This window comes from Blastocatellia bacterium, from assembly GCA_035573895.1.
GTDB lineage: Bacteria > Acidobacteriota > Blastocatellia > HR10 > HR10 > DATLZR01.
Genome location: DATLZR010000166.1, coordinates 1 through 16,827, shown reverse-complemented (window position 1 = coordinate 16,827; position 16,827 = coordinate 1). Strand labels below are relative to the sequence as shown.

At 59.5% G+C, this 16,827-nt stretch carries 16 protein-coding genes; 5 read left to right on the top strand and 11 right to left on the bottom strand.

The features are described 5' to 3' along the window. Positions 1-2,357: DUF5916 domain-containing protein (locus VNM72_14465; protein ID HXF06601.1), on the top strand; the 2,357-nt coding region annotated here is incomplete at its 5' end. 133 nt (positions 2,358-2,490) lie between these two features. Here VNM72_14465 and VNM72_14460 read toward each other — a convergent pair. The 5 genes from VNM72_14460 to VNM72_14440 form a co-directional block, all read right to left on the bottom strand. Then, on the bottom strand, positions 2,491-3,084 hold the full coding sequence (locus VNM72_14460) for an RNA polymerase sigma factor (protein HXF06600.1): 594 nt from the start codon (positions 3,082-3,084) through the stop codon (positions 2,491-2,493). Positions 3,085-3,286: 202 nt separating this feature from the next. Next, the gene (locus VNM72_14455; GenBank protein ID HXF06599.1) at positions 3,287-3,637 is read right to left on the bottom strand and encodes a DUF1634 domain-containing protein; all 351 of its coding nucleotides are present in this window, start codon (positions 3,635-3,637) and stop codon (positions 3,287-3,289) included. Next, positions 3,634-4,449 (bottom strand): sulfite exporter TauE/SafE family protein, encoded by an 816-nt coding sequence (locus VNM72_14450; GenBank protein ID HXF06598.1) that lies wholly within the window; start codon positions 4,447-4,449, stop codon positions 3,634-3,636. The genes VNM72_14455 and VNM72_14450 overlap by 4 nt, the downstream gene beginning before the upstream one ends. 61 nt (positions 4,450-4,510) lie before the next feature. Further along, positions 4,511-5,173 carry an FxLYD domain-containing protein gene (locus VNM72_14445; protein ID HXF06597.1) on the bottom strand — a complete coding sequence of 221 codons (663 nt, stop codon included), beginning with the start codon at positions 5,171-5,173 and terminating at the stop codon, positions 4,511-4,513. 374 nt (positions 5,174-5,547) lie between these two features. Next, positions 5,548-6,165 carry a hypothetical protein gene (locus tag VNM72_14440; protein HXF06596.1) on the bottom strand — a complete coding sequence of 206 codons (618 nt, stop codon included), beginning with the start codon at positions 6,163-6,165 and terminating at the stop codon, positions 5,548-5,550. 159 nt (positions 6,166-6,324) lie between these two features. On the opposite strand from VNM72_14440, the gene VNM72_14435 reads away from it, so the two are divergent. Next, positions 6,325-8,175: a hypothetical protein gene (locus VNM72_14435; GenBank protein ID HXF06595.1), complete on the top strand. Its 1,851-nt coding sequence runs from the start codon at positions 6,325-6,327 to the stop codon at positions 8,173-8,175. A 106-nt stretch (positions 8,176-8,281) separates the two neighbouring features. Here VNM72_14435 and VNM72_14430 read toward each other — a convergent pair whose 3' ends face one another. From VNM72_14430 to VNM72_14420, 3 genes are read right to left on the bottom strand one after another with little or no spacing between them, the layout of a single operon-like run. Beyond that, positions 8,282-10,108, bottom strand: coding sequence for an extracellular solute-binding protein (locus VNM72_14430; GenBank protein HXF06594.1), 1,827 nt, complete (start codon positions 10,106-10,108; stop codon positions 8,282-8,284). Beyond that, positions 10,105-11,034, bottom strand: coding sequence for an ABC transporter permease (locus tag VNM72_14425; protein HXF06593.1), 930 nt, complete (start codon positions 11,032-11,034; stop codon positions 10,105-10,107). The genes VNM72_14430 and VNM72_14425 overlap by 4 nt, the downstream gene beginning before the upstream one ends. After that, positions 11,031-12,155 (bottom strand): ABC transporter ATP-binding protein, encoded by a 1,125-nt coding sequence (locus tag VNM72_14420; protein ID HXF06592.1) that lies wholly within the window; start codon positions 12,153-12,155, stop codon positions 11,031-11,033. The genes VNM72_14425 and VNM72_14420 overlap by 4 nt, the downstream gene beginning before the upstream one ends. A gap of 443 nt (positions 12,156-12,598) precedes the next feature. Between VNM72_14420 and VNM72_14415 the strand changes: the two genes are divergently transcribed. The 3 genes from VNM72_14415 to VNM72_14405 are packed head-to-tail and all read left to right on the top strand — an operon-like array spanning position 12,599 to position 14,641. Beyond that, positions 12,599-13,162 carry an RNA polymerase sigma factor gene (locus tag VNM72_14415; GenBank protein HXF06591.1) on the top strand — a complete coding sequence of 188 codons (564 nt, stop codon included), beginning with the start codon at positions 12,599-12,601 and terminating at the stop codon, positions 13,160-13,162. Positions 13,163-13,166: 4 nt separating this feature from the next. After that, positions 13,167-13,871 carry an anti-sigma factor gene (locus tag VNM72_14410; GenBank protein ID HXF06590.1) on the top strand — a complete coding sequence of 235 codons (705 nt, stop codon included), beginning with the start codon at positions 13,167-13,169 and terminating at the stop codon, positions 13,869-13,871. Then, positions 13,868-14,641 carry a DUF4097 family beta strand repeat-containing protein gene (locus VNM72_14405; protein HXF06589.1) on the top strand — a complete coding sequence of 258 codons (774 nt, stop codon included), beginning with the start codon at positions 13,868-13,870 and terminating at the stop codon, positions 14,639-14,641. Before VNM72_14410 ends, VNM72_14405 begins: the two co-directional genes overlap by 4 nt. A 1-nt stretch (position 14,642) precedes the next feature. On the opposite strand, the gene VNM72_14400 is transcribed toward VNM72_14405, so the two are convergent. The 3 genes from VNM72_14400 to VNM72_14390 are packed head-to-tail and all read right to left on the bottom strand — an operon-like array spanning position 14,643 to position 16,736. Continuing rightward, entirely contained in the window at positions 14,643-14,879 is a 237-nt protein-coding gene (locus VNM72_14400; protein HXF06588.1) for a hypothetical protein, read from the bottom strand. Beyond that, complete coding sequence (locus VNM72_14395) at positions 14,876-15,649, bottom strand: inositol monophosphatase family protein (protein ID HXF06587.1); 774 nt, start codon at positions 15,647-15,649, stop codon at positions 14,876-14,878. Before VNM72_14395 ends, VNM72_14400 begins: the two co-directional genes overlap by 4 nt. Before the next feature lie 52 nt (positions 15,650-15,701). Continuing rightward, positions 15,702-16,736, bottom strand: coding sequence for a VWA domain-containing protein (locus VNM72_14390; protein ID HXF06586.1), 1,035 nt, complete (start codon positions 16,734-16,736; stop codon positions 15,702-15,704). Between the last annotated feature and the right edge of the window lie 91 nt (positions 16,737-16,827).

Below are 16,827 nucleotides of genomic sequence, written 5' to 3'. Positions count from 1 at the left end.
GAGCAGTTGTGCTCTTGCTGATGATCGTCGGGGGATGGGGAACGTCAGAGTTTTTGCTGGCGGCATCATCCCCGCCGGCGATACAAATTCCCGGTCGGTCGGTCGGGAATGTATCGGTGACAGACCGTTCGGATGCGAGTTGGGACAGTCAAAAAGAATCATCGGCTCCTGCCGGAAATCCCTCTGTAACTCCAGGTTCCTCTCGACCTTCTCGTCGGCCTTCGGATTTTCGCCTCCGGGCCGAGCGGGTGGCTGACGGCGAGAGGATTGTGCTCGATGGCGTTCTCGATGAACCGGTGTGGGAACGAGCAGCGGTCGCCGACAACTTCACTCAGACCGAGCCGCAGGAGGGAGAGCCCGCTTCCGAAGCAACCCAGGCGCGCGTAGCCTACGACCGGGAAACCCTCTACATCAGTTTCGTGGCCTACGATCGCCAGGTCCAGGAGGTCATCATTAACGAACTGCTCAAGGACTTCAACACGTCGGACGGAGACGTGGTGGGCGTCGTCCTCGATACATTTTATGATCGTCGCAACGGCTACGAGTTTGCCACCAATCCCGCCGGAGCCCGATGGGATGCCCAGATGACCAATGAAGGTCGCGAGGTCAATACCAACTGGGATGGCGTGTGGTCGGTCAAAACGCGCGTCAACGGTGATGGCTGGGTGGTGGAGATGGCCATCCCCTTCCGCACGCTGAAATTCCGGGAGGGGAATCAGCTCGTCTGGGGCATCAACTTCATGCGACGGCTGCGTCGCAAGAATGAAGAGAGCTACTGGGCCCCCATCCCCCGCATGTTCGGCAGCATTCACTATGTCTCACGGGCGGGGGTGCTCGAAGGGCTCGAAGGCATCAGCTCCGGATCGAATCTGAGGATCAAACCCTACGTGGTCGGAAGCGTCACGGATCTGAATAACGGTGGGCCGGCTTTTCACCGCACCTATCTCGGCGATGTGGGAGTAGACGTCAAGTGGGGGATCACTTCCGGCCTGACGCTCGACCTCAGCTACAACACGGACTTCTCTCAGGTGGAAGCCGATGAGCAACAGGTGAACCTCACCCGGTTCAGCCTCTTCTTCCCGGAGAAGCGAGAATTCTTCCTGGAGAGTTCCGGCATCTTTCGCTTTGGAACGCCCGAGCGCATGGGGATGGGTCCGGGAGCAGCGGCGGGCGGAGGGCGTCAAGGAGCCGTGCGTGATGATATGATCCTCTTTTTCAGTCGGCGCATCGGCCTGTCCGACAGCGGAGAGCCCATTCCACTGCGGGGAGGGTTGAGACTCACCGGTCGCGCCGGTCCTTTTGAGCTGGGTCTGCTCAACATCCAGCAGGGGGCATCGGCGACGACTCCGTCCACCAATTTCACCGTCGCCCGACTCCGCCGGAACATCCTGGCCAACTCCGACATCGGTGCCATGTTCATGAATGTGGCCCGACAGGGTGGCTCGTTTCACCGCATCTACGGCGGAGATGCCAACTTCCGCTTCTTCCAAAATCTCAATCTCAGCGCCTACCTGGCCAAGGTGGCTGCTCCGCACATTTCCCGCAAGAATCTGGCGGGCCGCCTCGCGCTCAACTGGCGCAACAACTTTTGGGAGACGCGCCAATCCTACACCAACATTCAACAGAATTTCGACAATCCCCTGGGCTTCGTTCCCCGTCGAGGAATGAGCAAGTGGGCCAGCTTCTGGGGGGCCCACTGGCGGCCGACCGCCCTCCGTCGTCGAGTGCGAGAGATCTTTCCTCACTGGCAGCTCGACTACATTAATGATCCCTCGGGACGGCTGGAGACCCGACTGATTGACTATCACCTCCCCGTCACGCTTCAGGATGGAACATTTCTCGAAGTCGGAATTAACTCCAGCTACGAGCGACTCGTGAGCCCGTTCGCCATCCATCCCCGTGTTTCCATTGATCCGGGACGCTATCGCTTCAACGAATATTTCTTTTTGGCCACGACCGACCGCAGCAAGCCCCTGTCGTTTACCACGCGCCTGGCCACCGGCCCGTTTTACGACGGATACCGCCGACAGTACTCCGGAGGCATCGCGCTGCGGGTCAATTATCGGCTCACGACCAACCTCAGCTACACGCGCAACAATATTGACCTGAAAAAGGGGAGCTTCAACGCCGACCTCTTCTCCTTCCGCGCGGCTTACTCCTTCAGCACAAACATCTTTTTGAACGCTCTCATTCAGTACAATCAGACGAGTCGGACGTGGTCGTCTAACATTCGGTTCAACATCATCCACCGTCCCTTGAGCGACCTCTATGTCGTTTACAACGAGCGGCGCGATGACAGCGGGCGGTTGCTCGGTCGAGCCCTCATCTTCAAGTTCACCTATTTGCTGAGTTTTTAGAGATCACGGTGGCACTTCCGCCGTCATCTCCGGTTTTGTGGAGACCGGGCGTGGGGAAACTGTTGGTTGTGGTCGGAAACGCAGGGGGATATTCGTCGCTCCTCGGAGAACCGGGTCAGGCGGCACCCCATTTTTAGGCGGAAGGGGATTGTTCGGCGCTCGCCGTGAGCATTTGACGCAGTTTCATGCGGGCTTTGTGAAGCTGGGATTTGGTCGTTCCCACGCTGATGCCGAGCATCCGCGCGATCTCCTCGTGCTCGTATCCTTCCACATCATGGAGCACAAAGACGGTTCGATACCCCGGCGGCAATTGCTGAATGGCCCGCTCCAGCGCGATGCGATCAATGAGCGGGAGTGCGCCTCGTTCGTGGGCGCGGGCATCAGTCAGTCCGCGAATCTGCTCATCGGCCTGCGCCTCTTCGTGGCGCACGACGCTCTTTCGCAAGTGCATGAGCGCAGCATTGACCGTCATCCGATGAAGCCAGGTCGTGAAGGCCGCATCCCCCCGAAACGTTCCCAGTTTGCGGAAAAGCTGAAGGAAGACCTCCTGAGTCACATCCTCCGCATCAGCGGGATTTCCTAAGATTCGCAGGCAGAGGGAGTAGACACGTCGGCTGTACCGGCGGTAAAGCTGCTCGAAGGCCTGTTCATCACCCGCCGCCGAGGCTCGCACCAGTTGCCAATCTAAAATTCCCTGTGCTGCTTCCGAGCACATCGTGCCGTCCATTCCTTTCGCCACGCTACCTGATACGTTTGTCACTCCCTTGCGGTTTCACTTTACGTCTGTATAGACGTTCCAGAGACGCGATAAGTTCCACTATTTCAGCCGATGAAACCGGAGGGCGGGGATCACCCGGTAACGAGTTACCCCTCTGGCGTTTTGCTCATTACCGGTTATTGGTGGCCCACCGCCTATCAGGGCACGAGCGTTACCGCAGGGCAGCGAAAAGATCGGACAGCAGGAGAAAAAGAGTGAGCAACGAGACGAGCCCGTATTTCCCTTCTTTGCGGGTGAGGAAGTAGATGGCCAGCGTCACCACCCGAACAATGGGCGTGAGAAGGATCACCAGCAATCCCAGATTGACCAGCACTTCTCCTCGCGCGATTCTCATGCGGGAGAGAAGCTCAGCCGGACTCAACAGAGGAAGCGGATGAATCTGACGAGGGTTCTCGATCACCACCAGTATCACCCCCACAGTCAGCAACACAAGGCTCCCCCAGATGCAGCCGAGCAGAAGCCGCGCCAAAAGCAGATTCAGCCGCTCCGATGTCGCGTTCATCGTCCGTGAAAAGGAGACATCCCTAAGGACCGTAACAGGAGCACAAGAGCGAAATAGAGTAAGACACCGGCAAAACTCAGCTTCAACAGGCGTGTGGGCAATCGTTCAGACAGACGGGCTCCTCCACTCGCTCCGAGCAGGATTCCCAGGATCATCGGTGCGGCCAGCAACGGATCAATGTCCCCGCGCGAGTAATAGATCAAGGCCGTCGCCGTAGCCGTCACGCCCATCATAAAAGTGGATGTCGCCGTCGCAATTTTGAACGGCACACCCATGACTTCATGCATGAGAGGAACCTTGATGACGCCACCGCCGATGCCGAGCAATCCGGCACTCATCCCGGCGACGAAAGATCCACCGAGTCCGAGGGGGAGATTTTTCCCGGGAATGTCGCTGGCTTTCTCCTCATGGCCCTCACCAGGACGATCGGAGGCCCGTTCCGTCTGGTTGGCCGTGTGCATCATCGTCCAGGCCGTGAAAATCAGCAGCAGAGCGAAGAGAAAACTGAGGATCTGTTCCGACAGCCATCCGGCCAGGACGCCTCCCGTAATCCCACCGGTGACAGTAGCGAGTTCTAAAACGATGCCCAGGCGAATGGCCACCTTCCCTTGCCGGGCATAGATGCTGGCCGCACCACTGGCCGTGGCGATGATGCTGAGTAAACTAATGCCGATGGCAGTGCGAAAAGGAGCGTGAAAAATGAGATGAAGGAACGGAACCATGATCAAGCCCCCACCGACTCCCAGCAGAGAGCCGAATGCTCCGACCCCTACGCCCAGGACAATAATCAACAACAATCCAACAGGCGTCACGCTGACCTCCACCTGGAGAGGGCAACAACCTGGTCGCCTTCGGTGCGAATTCGGAGGAGCGTCATGGGGTTCTCCGCGTCGAAGAGCGAGGGAGTGATGCGGGCGAGCCGGAATTCTGCACCTCCACGATCCCCTCGGGCAAAACATACCGGTAGGGAATCTCCACACCGTCGGCAAAGATGCGGACCTTGCGGTTGCCGATGAACTCGGATGCCGGAACGATCAGCTCATAGCGCCCCTCCTGACCGGGAGCGAGCGTCGCCGGTTTGACGGCCACCACGCGCGTTTCGATGAGTCGGCCCTCTTTGCGGACAAGCGACAGTTCCGCGAAGAGATTGGTGAAGGTCTTTTGCGCGCTGACATTTCTCACCGTGCCGGTGAGGACGATCTTTCCGTTTGTCTCTCTCAGCTCATTGGAATACGACACTTCCAGGTCTCGCGGCGCGAGCGTGGGCTCAGGAGGGGGCGGCGGGGGCTGTAACCCCAATCGAATGCGCAGATAGGTTACATGCGGATTCAACCGTTCATGAACGGCGGGCACGAACAGATAGAGCGGGATGAGCCCCGCGAGGATCACTCCCACCGCCAGAGCAATCCATCGCTGCCGACGCGAGCGATGAGTCAACTGGTGCAACTCGCGCGCCAGGCGAGCCCGTTCGACTTCTGGCGGAAGCGCCGGGCTGATCAACAGGCTGCCGCGCCGCTCGCTCGCGCGGTGGAGCAAAGCAGGCCCTGCCGTCCCACGCGATGAAGCGACAGGCAAGGAGTGTCCCGCGCCCCTCTCCCCCAATGGCTGAGTCCCAGCCGGCGCTTGGCTTCCCCCTATGGCCGGAGATGGAGACGCCGCTGCCCGGGCAGGAGGTGACACCGGCAATGGAGAACCTCTCGCCGGCGGAGACGGCTCCGACACGGCGGAAGCAGCCGCGCTTTCACTCGAGACCGAAGCCGTCATCGCCGCACCCGACGGTCGGCGAGTGCCAGGTGCATCCCGTGAGCCGGGGCTCATCATGCGTTCGTGGAGGTATTGTCGAAGAGCATAAATGGCGATCCCGACCGCCAGAACGATGACACCTACCAGCAGAGCGAAGTCGGTCATGCTCACCGAGCCTCCAACCGTTCGCGCAAGAGACGCAAGATATTGTTCTCGATCACTCCCTTCGACGGGCGTTTGATCCAGGCGCTCGCCAGGACATCCTGAGAGCGGCCTTCGATCTCCGCCGTGACCGTGACCAGCGACGCATTCGGTTCGACGAGATTAATGCGAATGTCGAGCCGATATCGGGCTGCCGTCCAGTTGTGAATCTCCTGATCGCTCATGTCGGCCACCCGCGCCAGCTCGCTCCGGGCCGTAATCCCTCGGGAGAAAACGTACCAGGTGGTGACAAAGATGCCCGCACGGGGCTGGCTCTTCTCCTTGTCCAGCTCAAGCTGCAGGTCTTTGAGTAGTTGATCCGCAGCTTCGATGGTCTTTTCCGGCGGAGCCTGAAACCGATAGGGATTCGGCAGGACATCTTCGCTTGTTTTCCCCCCAAACGTGATAGCCGCTGCACCGGAACGATCCGGGCTTCCCGGATTCGGCGGAGGGCGACGAGGGTCTTGAGTCCATCGAACGAATGTGACTGCCGGGACGGAAGGGATGAACCCCGGCCAATGGTAAATGGCTCCGGTTAAGCCAAGCAGCGGCCACAGCCCGATAAGCAGTGCGAGCCTCTTCATGATGTCAATGCCGCTTCAATAGTAGAGCCTTCGCTCCCGTTCTGCAATAGCGCGACAAGCACAGGGGAATTTGTCGCAGGCAGCAGAATTCCCTGCTTGACCACGCATGATGATGCTGATACGATGGCCCAGCCTCTGAGGCGGAGGTAAAAAAACGACATGATGACTCTCCCATTCCCGACACGCCAGGATACATCGGAGATGCGCCGATGGAACAAACGCCGATTTTGCTCTCGTCATATCCGTCGCTTTCTCATGACCGCGCGGCTTGCGTCTATGCCCACAGTAATGGTGCTCGTTCTGATCGGCGGGATGAACGCCACGTTGATGACGGATGTTTCATCGAAAGGCCGAGCGTCCACTTCGCCGCAGGTACCGGTAGTGGTTGATTTGAGCACGTCGGCTAACCATATTTCGATTCTCGGCGCTCTGAGCAACGACCATCTGAGCGGCAATGCAGCGCCGGTCGCATTGCCCGATTTGAGGCGAGCCCACGCCCTCGCCGGTGGAGACTTCAATCGGGATGGACTTCCGGACCTGGCCATCGGTGCTCCTCAGGCCGATGTTGTCGCCGACGGTTCCCTGCGTCCCGATGCGGGGAGCGTGTACATCGTCTTCGGCGGACAGGGCTTCCTGACCCCCTCGATCGTTGATACGAACGCGCTGGCTCCGAATCAACCGAATCTCCGGATTCTCGGTGCAACGGCCGGCGATCAGTTCGGATTTGCCCTTGGAGCGGGTGATGTTAACGGCGATGGCACCGATGATCTGGTCATCGGAGCACCGGGAGCCGATTTTCCGGCTGCAGGGGATCTCGCTCGCCCGGATGTCGGCGCGGCCTACGTGATTCTCGGCACGCCGACACTCGGAGGCCAGACGATTGACCTGGCCGTCCCGAATCATGCCGACGTCATCATCTACGGCGTGCGAACCGGCGACAGCTTCGGCAGCGCCGTCGCTGTCGGCAATATGGGAGGACTCAGCAGCCAACCTCTCCGCGAGCAGGCCATCAAAGACATTCTCATCGGAGCGCCAGAGAGCAAAGGTCCTTCACCGGTGAGGGCTCCCCGGGATCGTGGGGGCGCCGCGTATCTCTTCATCGGCGGGTCGAGCCTCGGTCGGGTTGACGGCGCGTCGCGCGTCATTGATCTGGCTCGAACAAATGCGAACCTGACGGTCTATGGCCCATCGGGAGCGTTGCTCGGAAATGCCCTGGCTATCGGCGATGTGAACGGCAACGGTGTCGGTGACCTCCTCATCGGTGCACCGCTCATGGACCGACCGGGACGTGGTCTTCCCTTCGTATCAGCGGCTGCTGATGCCGGAGCGGTCGTCATTTTCTTCGGCGGGACATCGCTCGTTCCTCTATCAGGGACGCGCACGATTGATCTGACCGTCTCCAGCGCCCCTCTCGTCGTGTACGGAGCTGATGCCGAAGATCACCTGGGAGCATCGGTCGCCGCAGCCGATGTCACCGGTGATGGTCTCGGCGATATACTCATCGGCGCACCCGATGCCGACGGTGGTACCAATAGCCGTCCCGGCGCGGGCGAAGCCTATGTGATCGCAGGAGGCTCCCGACTCACCACGCGAGGCCGAATGGACATCGCTCTGCGTGATGCGAGCCTGACGATCATCGGCGCTCAGGCGCTCGACCGCCTCGGCCTGGCCCTGGCCGCCGGTCCGCTTGGCGCAGTGGGGTCCACCGATGCCATCGCCGATCTGGTCGTGGCCGCTCCTCATGCCGACCAGAACAAAGGGGTGGTCTATGCCTTTCGCGGCGGACCGGACTTTTTGCTCACGGCCACGCGAGACCTTTCTCTCGGCGGAGATGACCTCCGCGTCCTCGCGCGCGCCCCCGGAGATGAACTGGGTTGGGCCGTGATGGTAACCGACTTCAACGCTGATGCACAGGGGAATCTCGTCATTGGGGCTCCCGGAGCCAGCATTGACATTCCCGGACAGATCCCTCGCCTCCAGGCCGGACGGGTCTACGGGTTGCTCCCCTGAAAAACGCCCGCGCATCACCGGAACAAGATGAACCGACAGCGGCTGAATCGGTGGTCACACACCCTGGGTCAACGAATTCTCTTTCGCAGGCAGCCGCTCAGGTTCATCAGGGATGAATCTTCAGCTCGGTCCAGTATCGGTCGTACACGACCGTCATCGGACCGAGGTCCGAAAGATACTCGCAGTTCTTCAATGCTTCGGGTGGAGGGAAGAGCGCCGGATTCTCCCGCAATTCCCGTCGAATCCACGGACGTGCAGCCCGGTTGGGAATCGCATAGCCGATGTCGTTCATATTCTCGGCGGCGATCCTCGGCTCCATAAGAAAATTGATAAAGGCCAGGGCGAGGTCAGGGTCCTGAGCCGTTCGCGGGATACTCAGGTTATCTACCGTCAGCGTGCATCCTTCGCGGGGAAGAGCGTAAGCGATGTTGGGATCCTCCATCATGGCCTTGGCGATCTGTCCGTTGTAAGCCATAACGATCCAGGCATCCCCGCTGAGCAACACCTGGTCGAAAGCCGCACTGTCGTAGGCGCGAACAAGCGGCTTCTGTCTGATGAGAAGATCACGAGCCTGACGCAGCTCACCTTCATTGGTGGTGTTGATGGAAAAGCCGAGCCGTCGCAGCGCCACGCCGAACACCTCGCGCATGTCATCAAGCATGACGAGGCGGTGACGATACCGCTCATCCCAGAACACCGACCAACTGTCAATCGGGTGAGCGACTTTATCCCGGCGATACCCGATCCCCGTCGTCCCCACGACATAGGGAAGCGAATAGCGATTCTCCGGATCGAACGGAAGATTGAGGGCGCTCGAATCGAGATGGGTCATATTGGGGAGCCGGGAGTGATCGAGTGGCCGCAGGAGATTCTCCTTCACCAGGATTCTCACCATGTAATCGCTCGGCACGATCACATCATAGGCGACGACCCCCGCCTGAAGCTTGGCCAGCATCGCTTCGTTGGAGTCGTATGTTTCGATGTGCACCCGGGCGTGATAGCGCTGTTCAAACTCGCGCACCACCCGGGGCGAGATGTAACTCGACCAGATGAGCAGGTTCAGATGACGGCGACCCGCTTCCGATGATCCCCGTCCGAAGGTGAAAAGGGTGATCGCCAGCACAATGCCCACGGCCAGAGCCACGGTGGTTCGCGTCAGTCGCCCGCGCTGAAGGTGGAACGAGAGGGCAACCAGCACCACGGTGATCACAAGCAAAAGGGTCGAAATGGCATTCATCTCCGGGGTGATGCCGGTCTTGATCATCGAATACAGGCGCAGGGGAAGCGTCGAAGCTCCCGGCCCCGCGACGAACGAGGTGATGACATAGTCATCCAGCGAGAGCGTGAAGACGAGAAGCGCCGAGGCTACGATCGCCGGAGCAAGCAGGGGCAATGTGACGCGAAGGAACGCCTGCGACTCCGTGGCTCCCAAATCCATGGCCGCTTCCTCCAGGCGCGGATCGAGCGAGGCCAGCCGCGCCCGCACGACGAAAAAGACGTACGAGAGACTGAATGCAACATGGGCGATGATCACCGTCGTCATCCCCAACGACAGTCCGATCAGACCAAAATAGGTGACGGTGGCAAATCCCACGACGATCTCCGGTACAATGATGGGGAGGAAGAAGAGTCCCTCGTAGGCGGCTCGAAACCGAACGCGTCGTCGCGCCAGGGCCAGCGCCGCGCCCGTTCCCAGAACCGTCGCCACCAGGGTCGTCACGGCCGCGACGATCACACTCACGCGGAGGGAGTCAATCACCGCCTGATTCGTCAAGGCCGCAACGTACCAGCGCCAGGTGAACCCGCGCCAGACCGCCGACAGTCGAGAGTCGTTGAACGAGAAAATCGCCAGTACGACGATGGGGGCGTAGAGAAAAGCGGAGATGAGTCCGAACCAGCTCCGCCCCAGCCAGTATCGGCGACCGTGCGTCATAGTCCCTCGACCCTTGTGGGCCGACCGTGGGCCCTCCATCCCACCCGGAGGGCAATCGCCAGCAACAAAAGCACACTCGTCGTGAGAACGACGGCGAAGGCCGATCCGAGCGGTTGATTCCGCTGCATGAACTGGTTCTGGATGAGAGTGCCAATCATCGCCGTTCGCGCTCCCCCCAGAAGGTCCGGTGTGATGAAGGCTCCGAGCGAGGGAATGAAGACGAGAACCACGGCCGTCACGATCCCCGCTCGCGTCAGCGGGACCACGACCCGCAGAAATGCCCAGAAGCGATTCGCTCCCAGATCCAGAGCGGCCTCGATCAGACGACGATCCAGCCGTTCGAGCGACACATAGAGCGGGAAGATCATGAAGGGAAGCTCTCCATAAACCTGACCGACGATGACCGCAAACGTCGAATAAAGAAGCCAACTGAGAGGCTGATCAATGAGTCCCAGCCGGAGTAACACCGAGTTGATCAGCCCTTCCGAACGAAGCAAAAACATCCAGGCGTATGTGCGAAGAAGAAAACTCGTCCAGAAAGGAGCGATGGAAAGAACGAGCAACAGGCTCTTCCATCGCGCGTCGGCCTGAAGCGCAATGTAATAGGCCACGGGATAGCTCACGAGCAAACAGATCAGCGTCGTCACAGCGGCGATCAGAACCGACCGCCAGTACACGCCGAGATACAGCGCATCGAATGCTCGCCGATAGTTCTCTTCGCTGAAGATCCACTGGACTCCCCCATAGGGGCCGCGCGTGGTGAAACTATAGAGGACGACCAGAAGAAGTGGAGCGAGAAGGAACAAAACGAGCCATCCCGCCGATCCTAAAAGCAGCGTCGAGGAGCGCAAAGGAAGATATCGAAGAAGTCGTTCGAGAGAAAATCCACCCCCCGCGCCACCATCGCGGAAAAATCTCCCCCTCATTTTTTCTCGGCGTGAGCCATCGGCGTGCTTCCAAGCGGAAACAGGATGATGCTCTCCGGAGCGCAGCAAAGGACCACCGCGTCACCGATGCGAAAACGTTCCGGCGGCGATCCGGGACGATTCGGCTGGGAAACGGTCACCACCGTATCTCCGACGCGCACCTGCCAGCGCGTCACCTCGCCCAGATAGAGCGCATCGTCAATCACGCCGCGACGGTGAACGAGCGAGGACCCCGTGGGCTCCTCCGTTCGCAGTTCGATATGTTCGGGTCGAATGGCCAGCCGCGCCTGAGGGCTCCGGGCGACCCCCCCGTTGACGCGGATGTCAACCGGCCGCCCCCAAAGCATCACCCGCGCGTGATGATCATCGAGCCAGTACACGTCGGTCTCGAAAATGTTCGACAGACCGATGAAGTTAGCCACGAAGCTGCTGGCAGGACGCTCGTAGACCTCCTGCGGGGTCCCCACCTGCTCGATTCGGCCCTCGGACATGATGGCGATGCGATCCGACAGGGCCATCGCTTCTTCCTGATCATGCGTGACCAGGAGGAAACTAATCTTCAGTTCGCGCTGCAATCGCTTCAGCTCCGATTGCATCTGCTGCCTCAGCTTGAGATCGAGAGCGGCCAGCGGCTCATCCAAAAGCAGCGCCTCCGGCTCCAGCACCAGAGCCCGAGCCACCGCTACCCGCTGTTGCTCCCCACCGGACAGTTCCTGTGGCATCCGACGTTCGTACCCGGAGAGATGAACGAGATCGAGAATGTCTTTCACCTTCCGCTCGATCTCCCTCCGGGGAAGCCGCTTCTGCTCCAGTCCGAAGGCGACGTTCTTGAAGACATTCAGGTGGGGAAACAGTACATACTGCTGAAAGACCGTATGCACCGGTCGGCGATACGGCGGTTCACCCGTTACATCTCGCCCCCCGATGAAAACCCGTCCTCGATCCGGCTTCTCCAAACCCGCGATCAGCCGCAGCAGCGTCGTCTTACCCGATCCCGATGGCCCGACGAGCGTCAAAAACTCTCCCTTTTTGACTTCAAGGGAAGCCTCCTCAACGGCTGCTACCGGGCCGTAGCACTTTCTGACTCGTTCCAATCGAATGGCGCTGTTTTGCTCGTCCATCACCGCCTGTGCGCGTGCATATCATAGGAAAGTTGGAAGTTGATCGCAAGACCTCACCTCCGACAGGGTGTCAGACAATGATGCAGCGGGTACGTAGACGTGACTGTCCGGGATGGCTCGCTCCCACCGGGGACCCCATGCGATCAAGCGTGAGCCTCGTCGAGAGCAGAAAAGGCGCTCCCGCTCTCTTTCCCCATGGGCGATAAATAAAAACCCGGTCTCACAACCGCTCGTGGGGCGTAATGTTCTTTCATCCTTACTCGAAAAGCAGGTGAGCCTCGGCAGGGCGCTCCATACGGAGCCGGTGAGAAGTTGCTGAAAAAATGTCTTTCGCCGGAAAAATTAAGCGATTATAATCTGCGAGACAACGGGAGAAATCGTCGAGGCATCGCAGTAGGCGAGATCGGTAATCGCAGACTGTGGTGCTCGCATGAGGTGGCAATGTGACGGTCAGGACCTCAGAGAGCGCAACCGATCTCGAACTTGCAGCTCGGTCAGCGACAGGCGATGTTGAAGCTTTTGAGAAGCTCTATGAGATGCACCGACGGCGGGTTTATTCGCTGTGCTACCGGATGCTGGGCAATCCCACCGATGCGGAAGATATGACACAAGAGGTCTTCATTCAACTTTATCGTAAGATTGGAACCTTCCGCGGGGAATCGGCCTTTACCACCTGGCTTCATCGGTTGACGGTCAATCAGGTACTGATGTATCTCCGACGGCGGGGTGTGCGGTTTGAGGAAACCACCGAGGAAGGGGAGATGCACCAGGTTGTGCAGCAGGGGACCGAACGCCCGCATGCCATGCCCATCCTCGATCGCATCGCATTGGATCAGGCCATTGCCCAGCTTCCCGCCGGGTATCGCACGGTCTTCGTTCTGCACGACATCGAGGGATACGAACACGAGGAGATTGCGGCACTCCTCGGATGCAGCGTGGGAACATCCAAATCGCAACTTCATAAGGCCCGCATGAAGTTACGCCGTCTCTTGTCGGGAAAGGAGTGAGGGTATGTCATGCCAACGGCACCAACAGAATCTCTCCGATTACATTGACGGCCTGTTGTCTGCTCCCGAACAGGCTGAGATTCGCGCTCATTTGGAGGCGTGTCCGAACTGTCGAACGATTTGTGACGACCTGATCGCGATACGCGATGCCTGTCGGGACCTGCCGGAGTATGAGCCGAGTCCTCGCGTGTGGGAGAGAATTTCTGCTGCCATCGCGGCCGACCCCTTTCAAGGGATGAACTCTCCCGCCGGATATGCTCGGATGCTCCCGTGGAGGAGGTTCCGCCCCTCTTTCGCGGTGGCTGCGGCTGTGCTTGTTGCCGTACTGGCGGGCGTGACTTTCCTCTCTCGCTCGTTCCGCGGTGGCTCCCCGACCCTGTCCCAGAATCCGATCGCCAACTGGGAGGCGCAACAGATGCAGATCGGAATCGAGCCGACGGGGTTGATTCTCGTTCACAAGCCGACGGTGGAAATCGAGATGGTGGAACAGCGCATCCGCGAACTGGAGCAGGAAATTGCTCGAAAGCGCTCAGGCTGGGCTCCCGACGTGCAACGCCTTTTTGAGAGAAATCTGGCCATCATTGACCAGTGCATTGCTCGCTGCCGCCGGGCAGCGGAACAGACTCCAAGCGATCCGATCGTCAAGGAGCTTTATCTGGCCGCCATGCAGGCGAAGCTGGAGATGCTCAAACAATTTGTCGCCCTGTGAATTCGATCGTCGTCGAGGCGATGCCGATGCGGACATCATCGTCAGCCTTTGCACGATCGGGCGTACTTCTACTGGGTGGAAGCCTTTTCCTCTGCCTCTCCGTGGCTGCCGCTCCTCCCCAGCGAGTGGAGAGGACCTTTCGCGTGGGGGAGAACGCAACGCTCACGGTAATCAATTCTTCCCTCCACGGCAGTGTGACGGTTCGGGCCTGGGGACGATCGGAGATTCGCGTCCTGGCGGAGATGGCCTCTCGGTCTGCTATCGTTGACGCTCATCAGGAGGGTCAGACCGTAACCGTCCGCTTGCGCAAGAAAGGCCGCGCCCCCCTCGAGGCCGTCCATCTCACCATTGATGTGCCGGCTCAGTGCGCCATCGAGGTGTCAACGATGGGAGGGCCTATCGTCGTGGAGGATGTGCGCGGGCGGGTGAAAGCCTTCACCACCTCGGGGAATATCGAATTGAAGGGAGTCACCTCACCATCCATTGATGCCATCAGTTGCACCGATGGCAACGTCATCCTCATCGGGAATCTGGCTCCCCAGGGGGTTTACAGCCTCTATTCGGCGGGAGGGGTCGTTGAAGTCGTTGTGCCGGAAACCGCTTCCTTCACCCTCGATGCCGCTACCCATGAAGGGCGCATTGACTCCGGAGCCTTTCGCTTCAGCTCGGAAAATCGAACGGCCACTCATGTCGAGGGAATCTACGGGAAGGGAAGCTCGGTGTTAAAGCTGCGAACGAACTTCGGTCACATTCGCCTGCGAAAGAAGTGACTCATCCGTGAAATGCTCCCACCGGGCCGATTTTGACGAAGGCTTCGCCCGCTTTCCGGTAGTACGCCCCGCACGCAACGATATAAGGAGCATCAGGATTCTGCCCCCATCGCTGCACGCAGGAGCGACAGAGAACGTTTGATGGATCATCCGGCAATGAGGTGGGAGATGTCCCGGTGCGGTCGAAACTCACGCGCACCGGCTGTCCGCAGCCCGCGCACGTTGGAAGTGATGTCATCGGCATAAGACCTCCATCATCTCCTGGTGGATGAGACCATTTGTCGCCAGCATTTCTGGCTTATAGATGGTAAAGGGACCTCCGTCAAACGTCGTCACGCGCCCCCCGGCTTCCTCAACGATAAGAAATCCCGCCGCCATATCCCAAGGAGCCAACCCCTGCTCCCAGAATCCATCGAATCGCCCGCAGGCAAGGTAACAGAGATCGAGCGCCGCCGATCCATCCCGACGGATGGCCTGGGCTGTTAGGACGAAACGGCCAAAATAGTCGAGGCTCGTCGTGGGTCGCCGCCGCACATCGTAGGGGAATCCGGTAGCCAAAAGGCTCTCGGTCAGCCGGGCTGTCCTGGAGACGCGAATCGGACGGCCATTGCAGGTGGCTCCCGCTCCCCGTTCAGCCACGAACAGTTCGTCTCGATTGGGATCGTAGACCACGCCGAGGATGATCTCTCCCTTATACTCCAGGGCAATGGCGACGCAATAGAAGGGGTAGCCGTGAGCATAATTCGTCGTCCCGTCCAGCGGATCAATCAACCAGCGATAGTCCGAGGCCACGGCCGTTTGCCCGCTCTCCTCGGCGAGAATCTGATGCTTCGGATAGTGGGTGGAGATCCTCTCGACGATCAATCGCTCGGAGAGAAGATCAACCTCCGTCACCAGATCAATCGCGCTCGATTTCTGGGAGACAGCGATCGTCCGACCCGCGTAGTCCCGAAGCAACGCGCCGGCCTCCCGGGCGACCTGAATAGCCAGCTCACGCATCTGTGTCATGGATGCAACTCCCCGATGAAGCAACTATGGTACCGCACCCTCAGGAGAATTGTCAGGGAGAAGCTCGGGGCGCATAATAGCCCTCGCGAGCCGAGGCGATATAGGCCGGATTGCTCACCATCACGCGAATGCGCCGATAGCGACCATCGCGCGTTGTGTCCTTGGGGACATAGCGGAGGATGTATTGAGTCCCCAGCTCCTCGGCGATCTGTCCGTAGACGTCACGGAGGTCAGATTGTTCCAGCGGGAAGTAGATGCGCCCGCCGGTCTTTTCGGCCAGTTCGATGAGCATCTCTTCGGCCTGATCGAGCGCCTGCAGATAAAGCCGATAGTAGGGTCCACTTGGATCAAGTGGTCGAAAGATCAACGGAGATCGGTGGCCGCGCAAATACTCGCGCAGCGCTTTCGTCTTGCTGATGACGTACACCAGCGCGTCGGCCCGGCGCACCGCCTCGAACGCTTCGGCGAATGTCCGCTGATCCTTTCCCTCGTAGGTATCAATCCCGTCGGTGAAGAGGATGATCGCGCGACGCCCCTCAACCGGACGCAGTTTCTCAGCGGCGAGAGCGAGAGCCTTGTAAAGGGCCGTATTCCCCACAGCCGGCAACTGCATGAGCGCCCGTTGGAGTCGCAGCTTGTCCGTTTCCCAGTCGAGAACCTGCTCGACCTTATCGTTGAATCGGATGATGGATACCTTATCGTTCGGCCCCAGGGCATGAATCAAGGCCAGCGCGGAAAGACGGATATCATTGATCTCCGTGGCCACACTCCCCGACACATCAATCAGCATGACGATGTAAACGGGCAGAGTCGCCACGGAAAAATCCGTGATCTCTTGACGCACGCCATCCTCGTAAATGGTGAAGTCGTACCGGCTGAGCCCACGAATAATCCGCCCGTAGCGGTCGCGCACGGTAACGGGGACGATGACCTCTGAGGTCTCCAGGGTAACAACAGAGTCGTCCGCCGGTCTGCTGTTCCCTTTCTCTGCCGGAGGAGGCGTCGAGGGACGGCGACCGCTTTGAGCCAGGCTCCCGCCGATCACAAGCGCCAACGAGACGGCGGCACTGAGCAGTCGTTCGATCATAGCTTGATGATTATGGCAGACTCGATGACCGACCCACAATCACCCCGAGCTTATGTTTTCCGCGAGAACACCACCCTCGTGCGGGTGAACC

Excerpts from the sequence above, each read along its gene's own strand:
- VNM72_14460 (HXF06600.1), bottom strand. The coding sequence starts at position 3,084 with ATGGACGGCACGATGTGCTCGGAAGCAGCACAGGGAATTTTAGATTGG.
- VNM72_14455 (HXF06599.1), bottom strand. The coding sequence starts at position 3,637 with ATGAACGCGACATCGGAGCGGCTGAATCTGCTTTTGGCGCGGCTTCTG.
- VNM72_14440 (HXF06596.1), bottom strand. The coding sequence starts at position 6,165 with ATGAAGAGGCTCGCACTGCTTATCGGGCTGTGGCCGCTGCTTGGCTTA.
- VNM72_14435 (HXF06595.1), top strand. The coding sequence starts at position 6,325 with ATGATGACTCTCCCATTCCCGACACGCCAGGATACATCGGAGATGCGC.
- VNM72_14430 (HXF06594.1), bottom strand. The coding sequence starts at position 10,108 with ATGACGCACGGTCGCCGATACTGGCTGGGGCGGAGCTGGTTCGGACTC.
- VNM72_14425 (HXF06593.1), bottom strand. The coding sequence starts at position 11,034 with ATGAGGGGGAGATTTTTCCGCGATGGTGGCGCGGGGGGTGGATTTTCT.
- VNM72_14420 (HXF06592.1), bottom strand. The coding sequence starts at position 12,155 with ATGGACGAGCAAAACAGCGCCATTCGATTGGAACGAGTCAGAAAGTGC.
- VNM72_14410 (HXF06590.1), top strand. The coding sequence starts at position 13,167 with ATGTCATGCCAACGGCACCAACAGAATCTCTCCGATTACATTGACGGC.
- VNM72_14400 (HXF06588.1), bottom strand. The coding sequence starts at position 14,879 with ATGACATCACTTCCAACGTGCGCGGGCTGCGGACAGCCGGTGCGCGTG.
- VNM72_14395 (HXF06587.1), bottom strand. The coding sequence starts at position 15,649 with ATGACACAGATGCGTGAGCTGGCTATTCAGGTCGCCCGGGAGGCCGGC.
- VNM72_14390 (HXF06586.1), bottom strand. The coding sequence starts at position 16,736 with ATGATCGAACGACTGCTCAGTGCCGCCGTCTCGTTGGCGCTTGTGATC.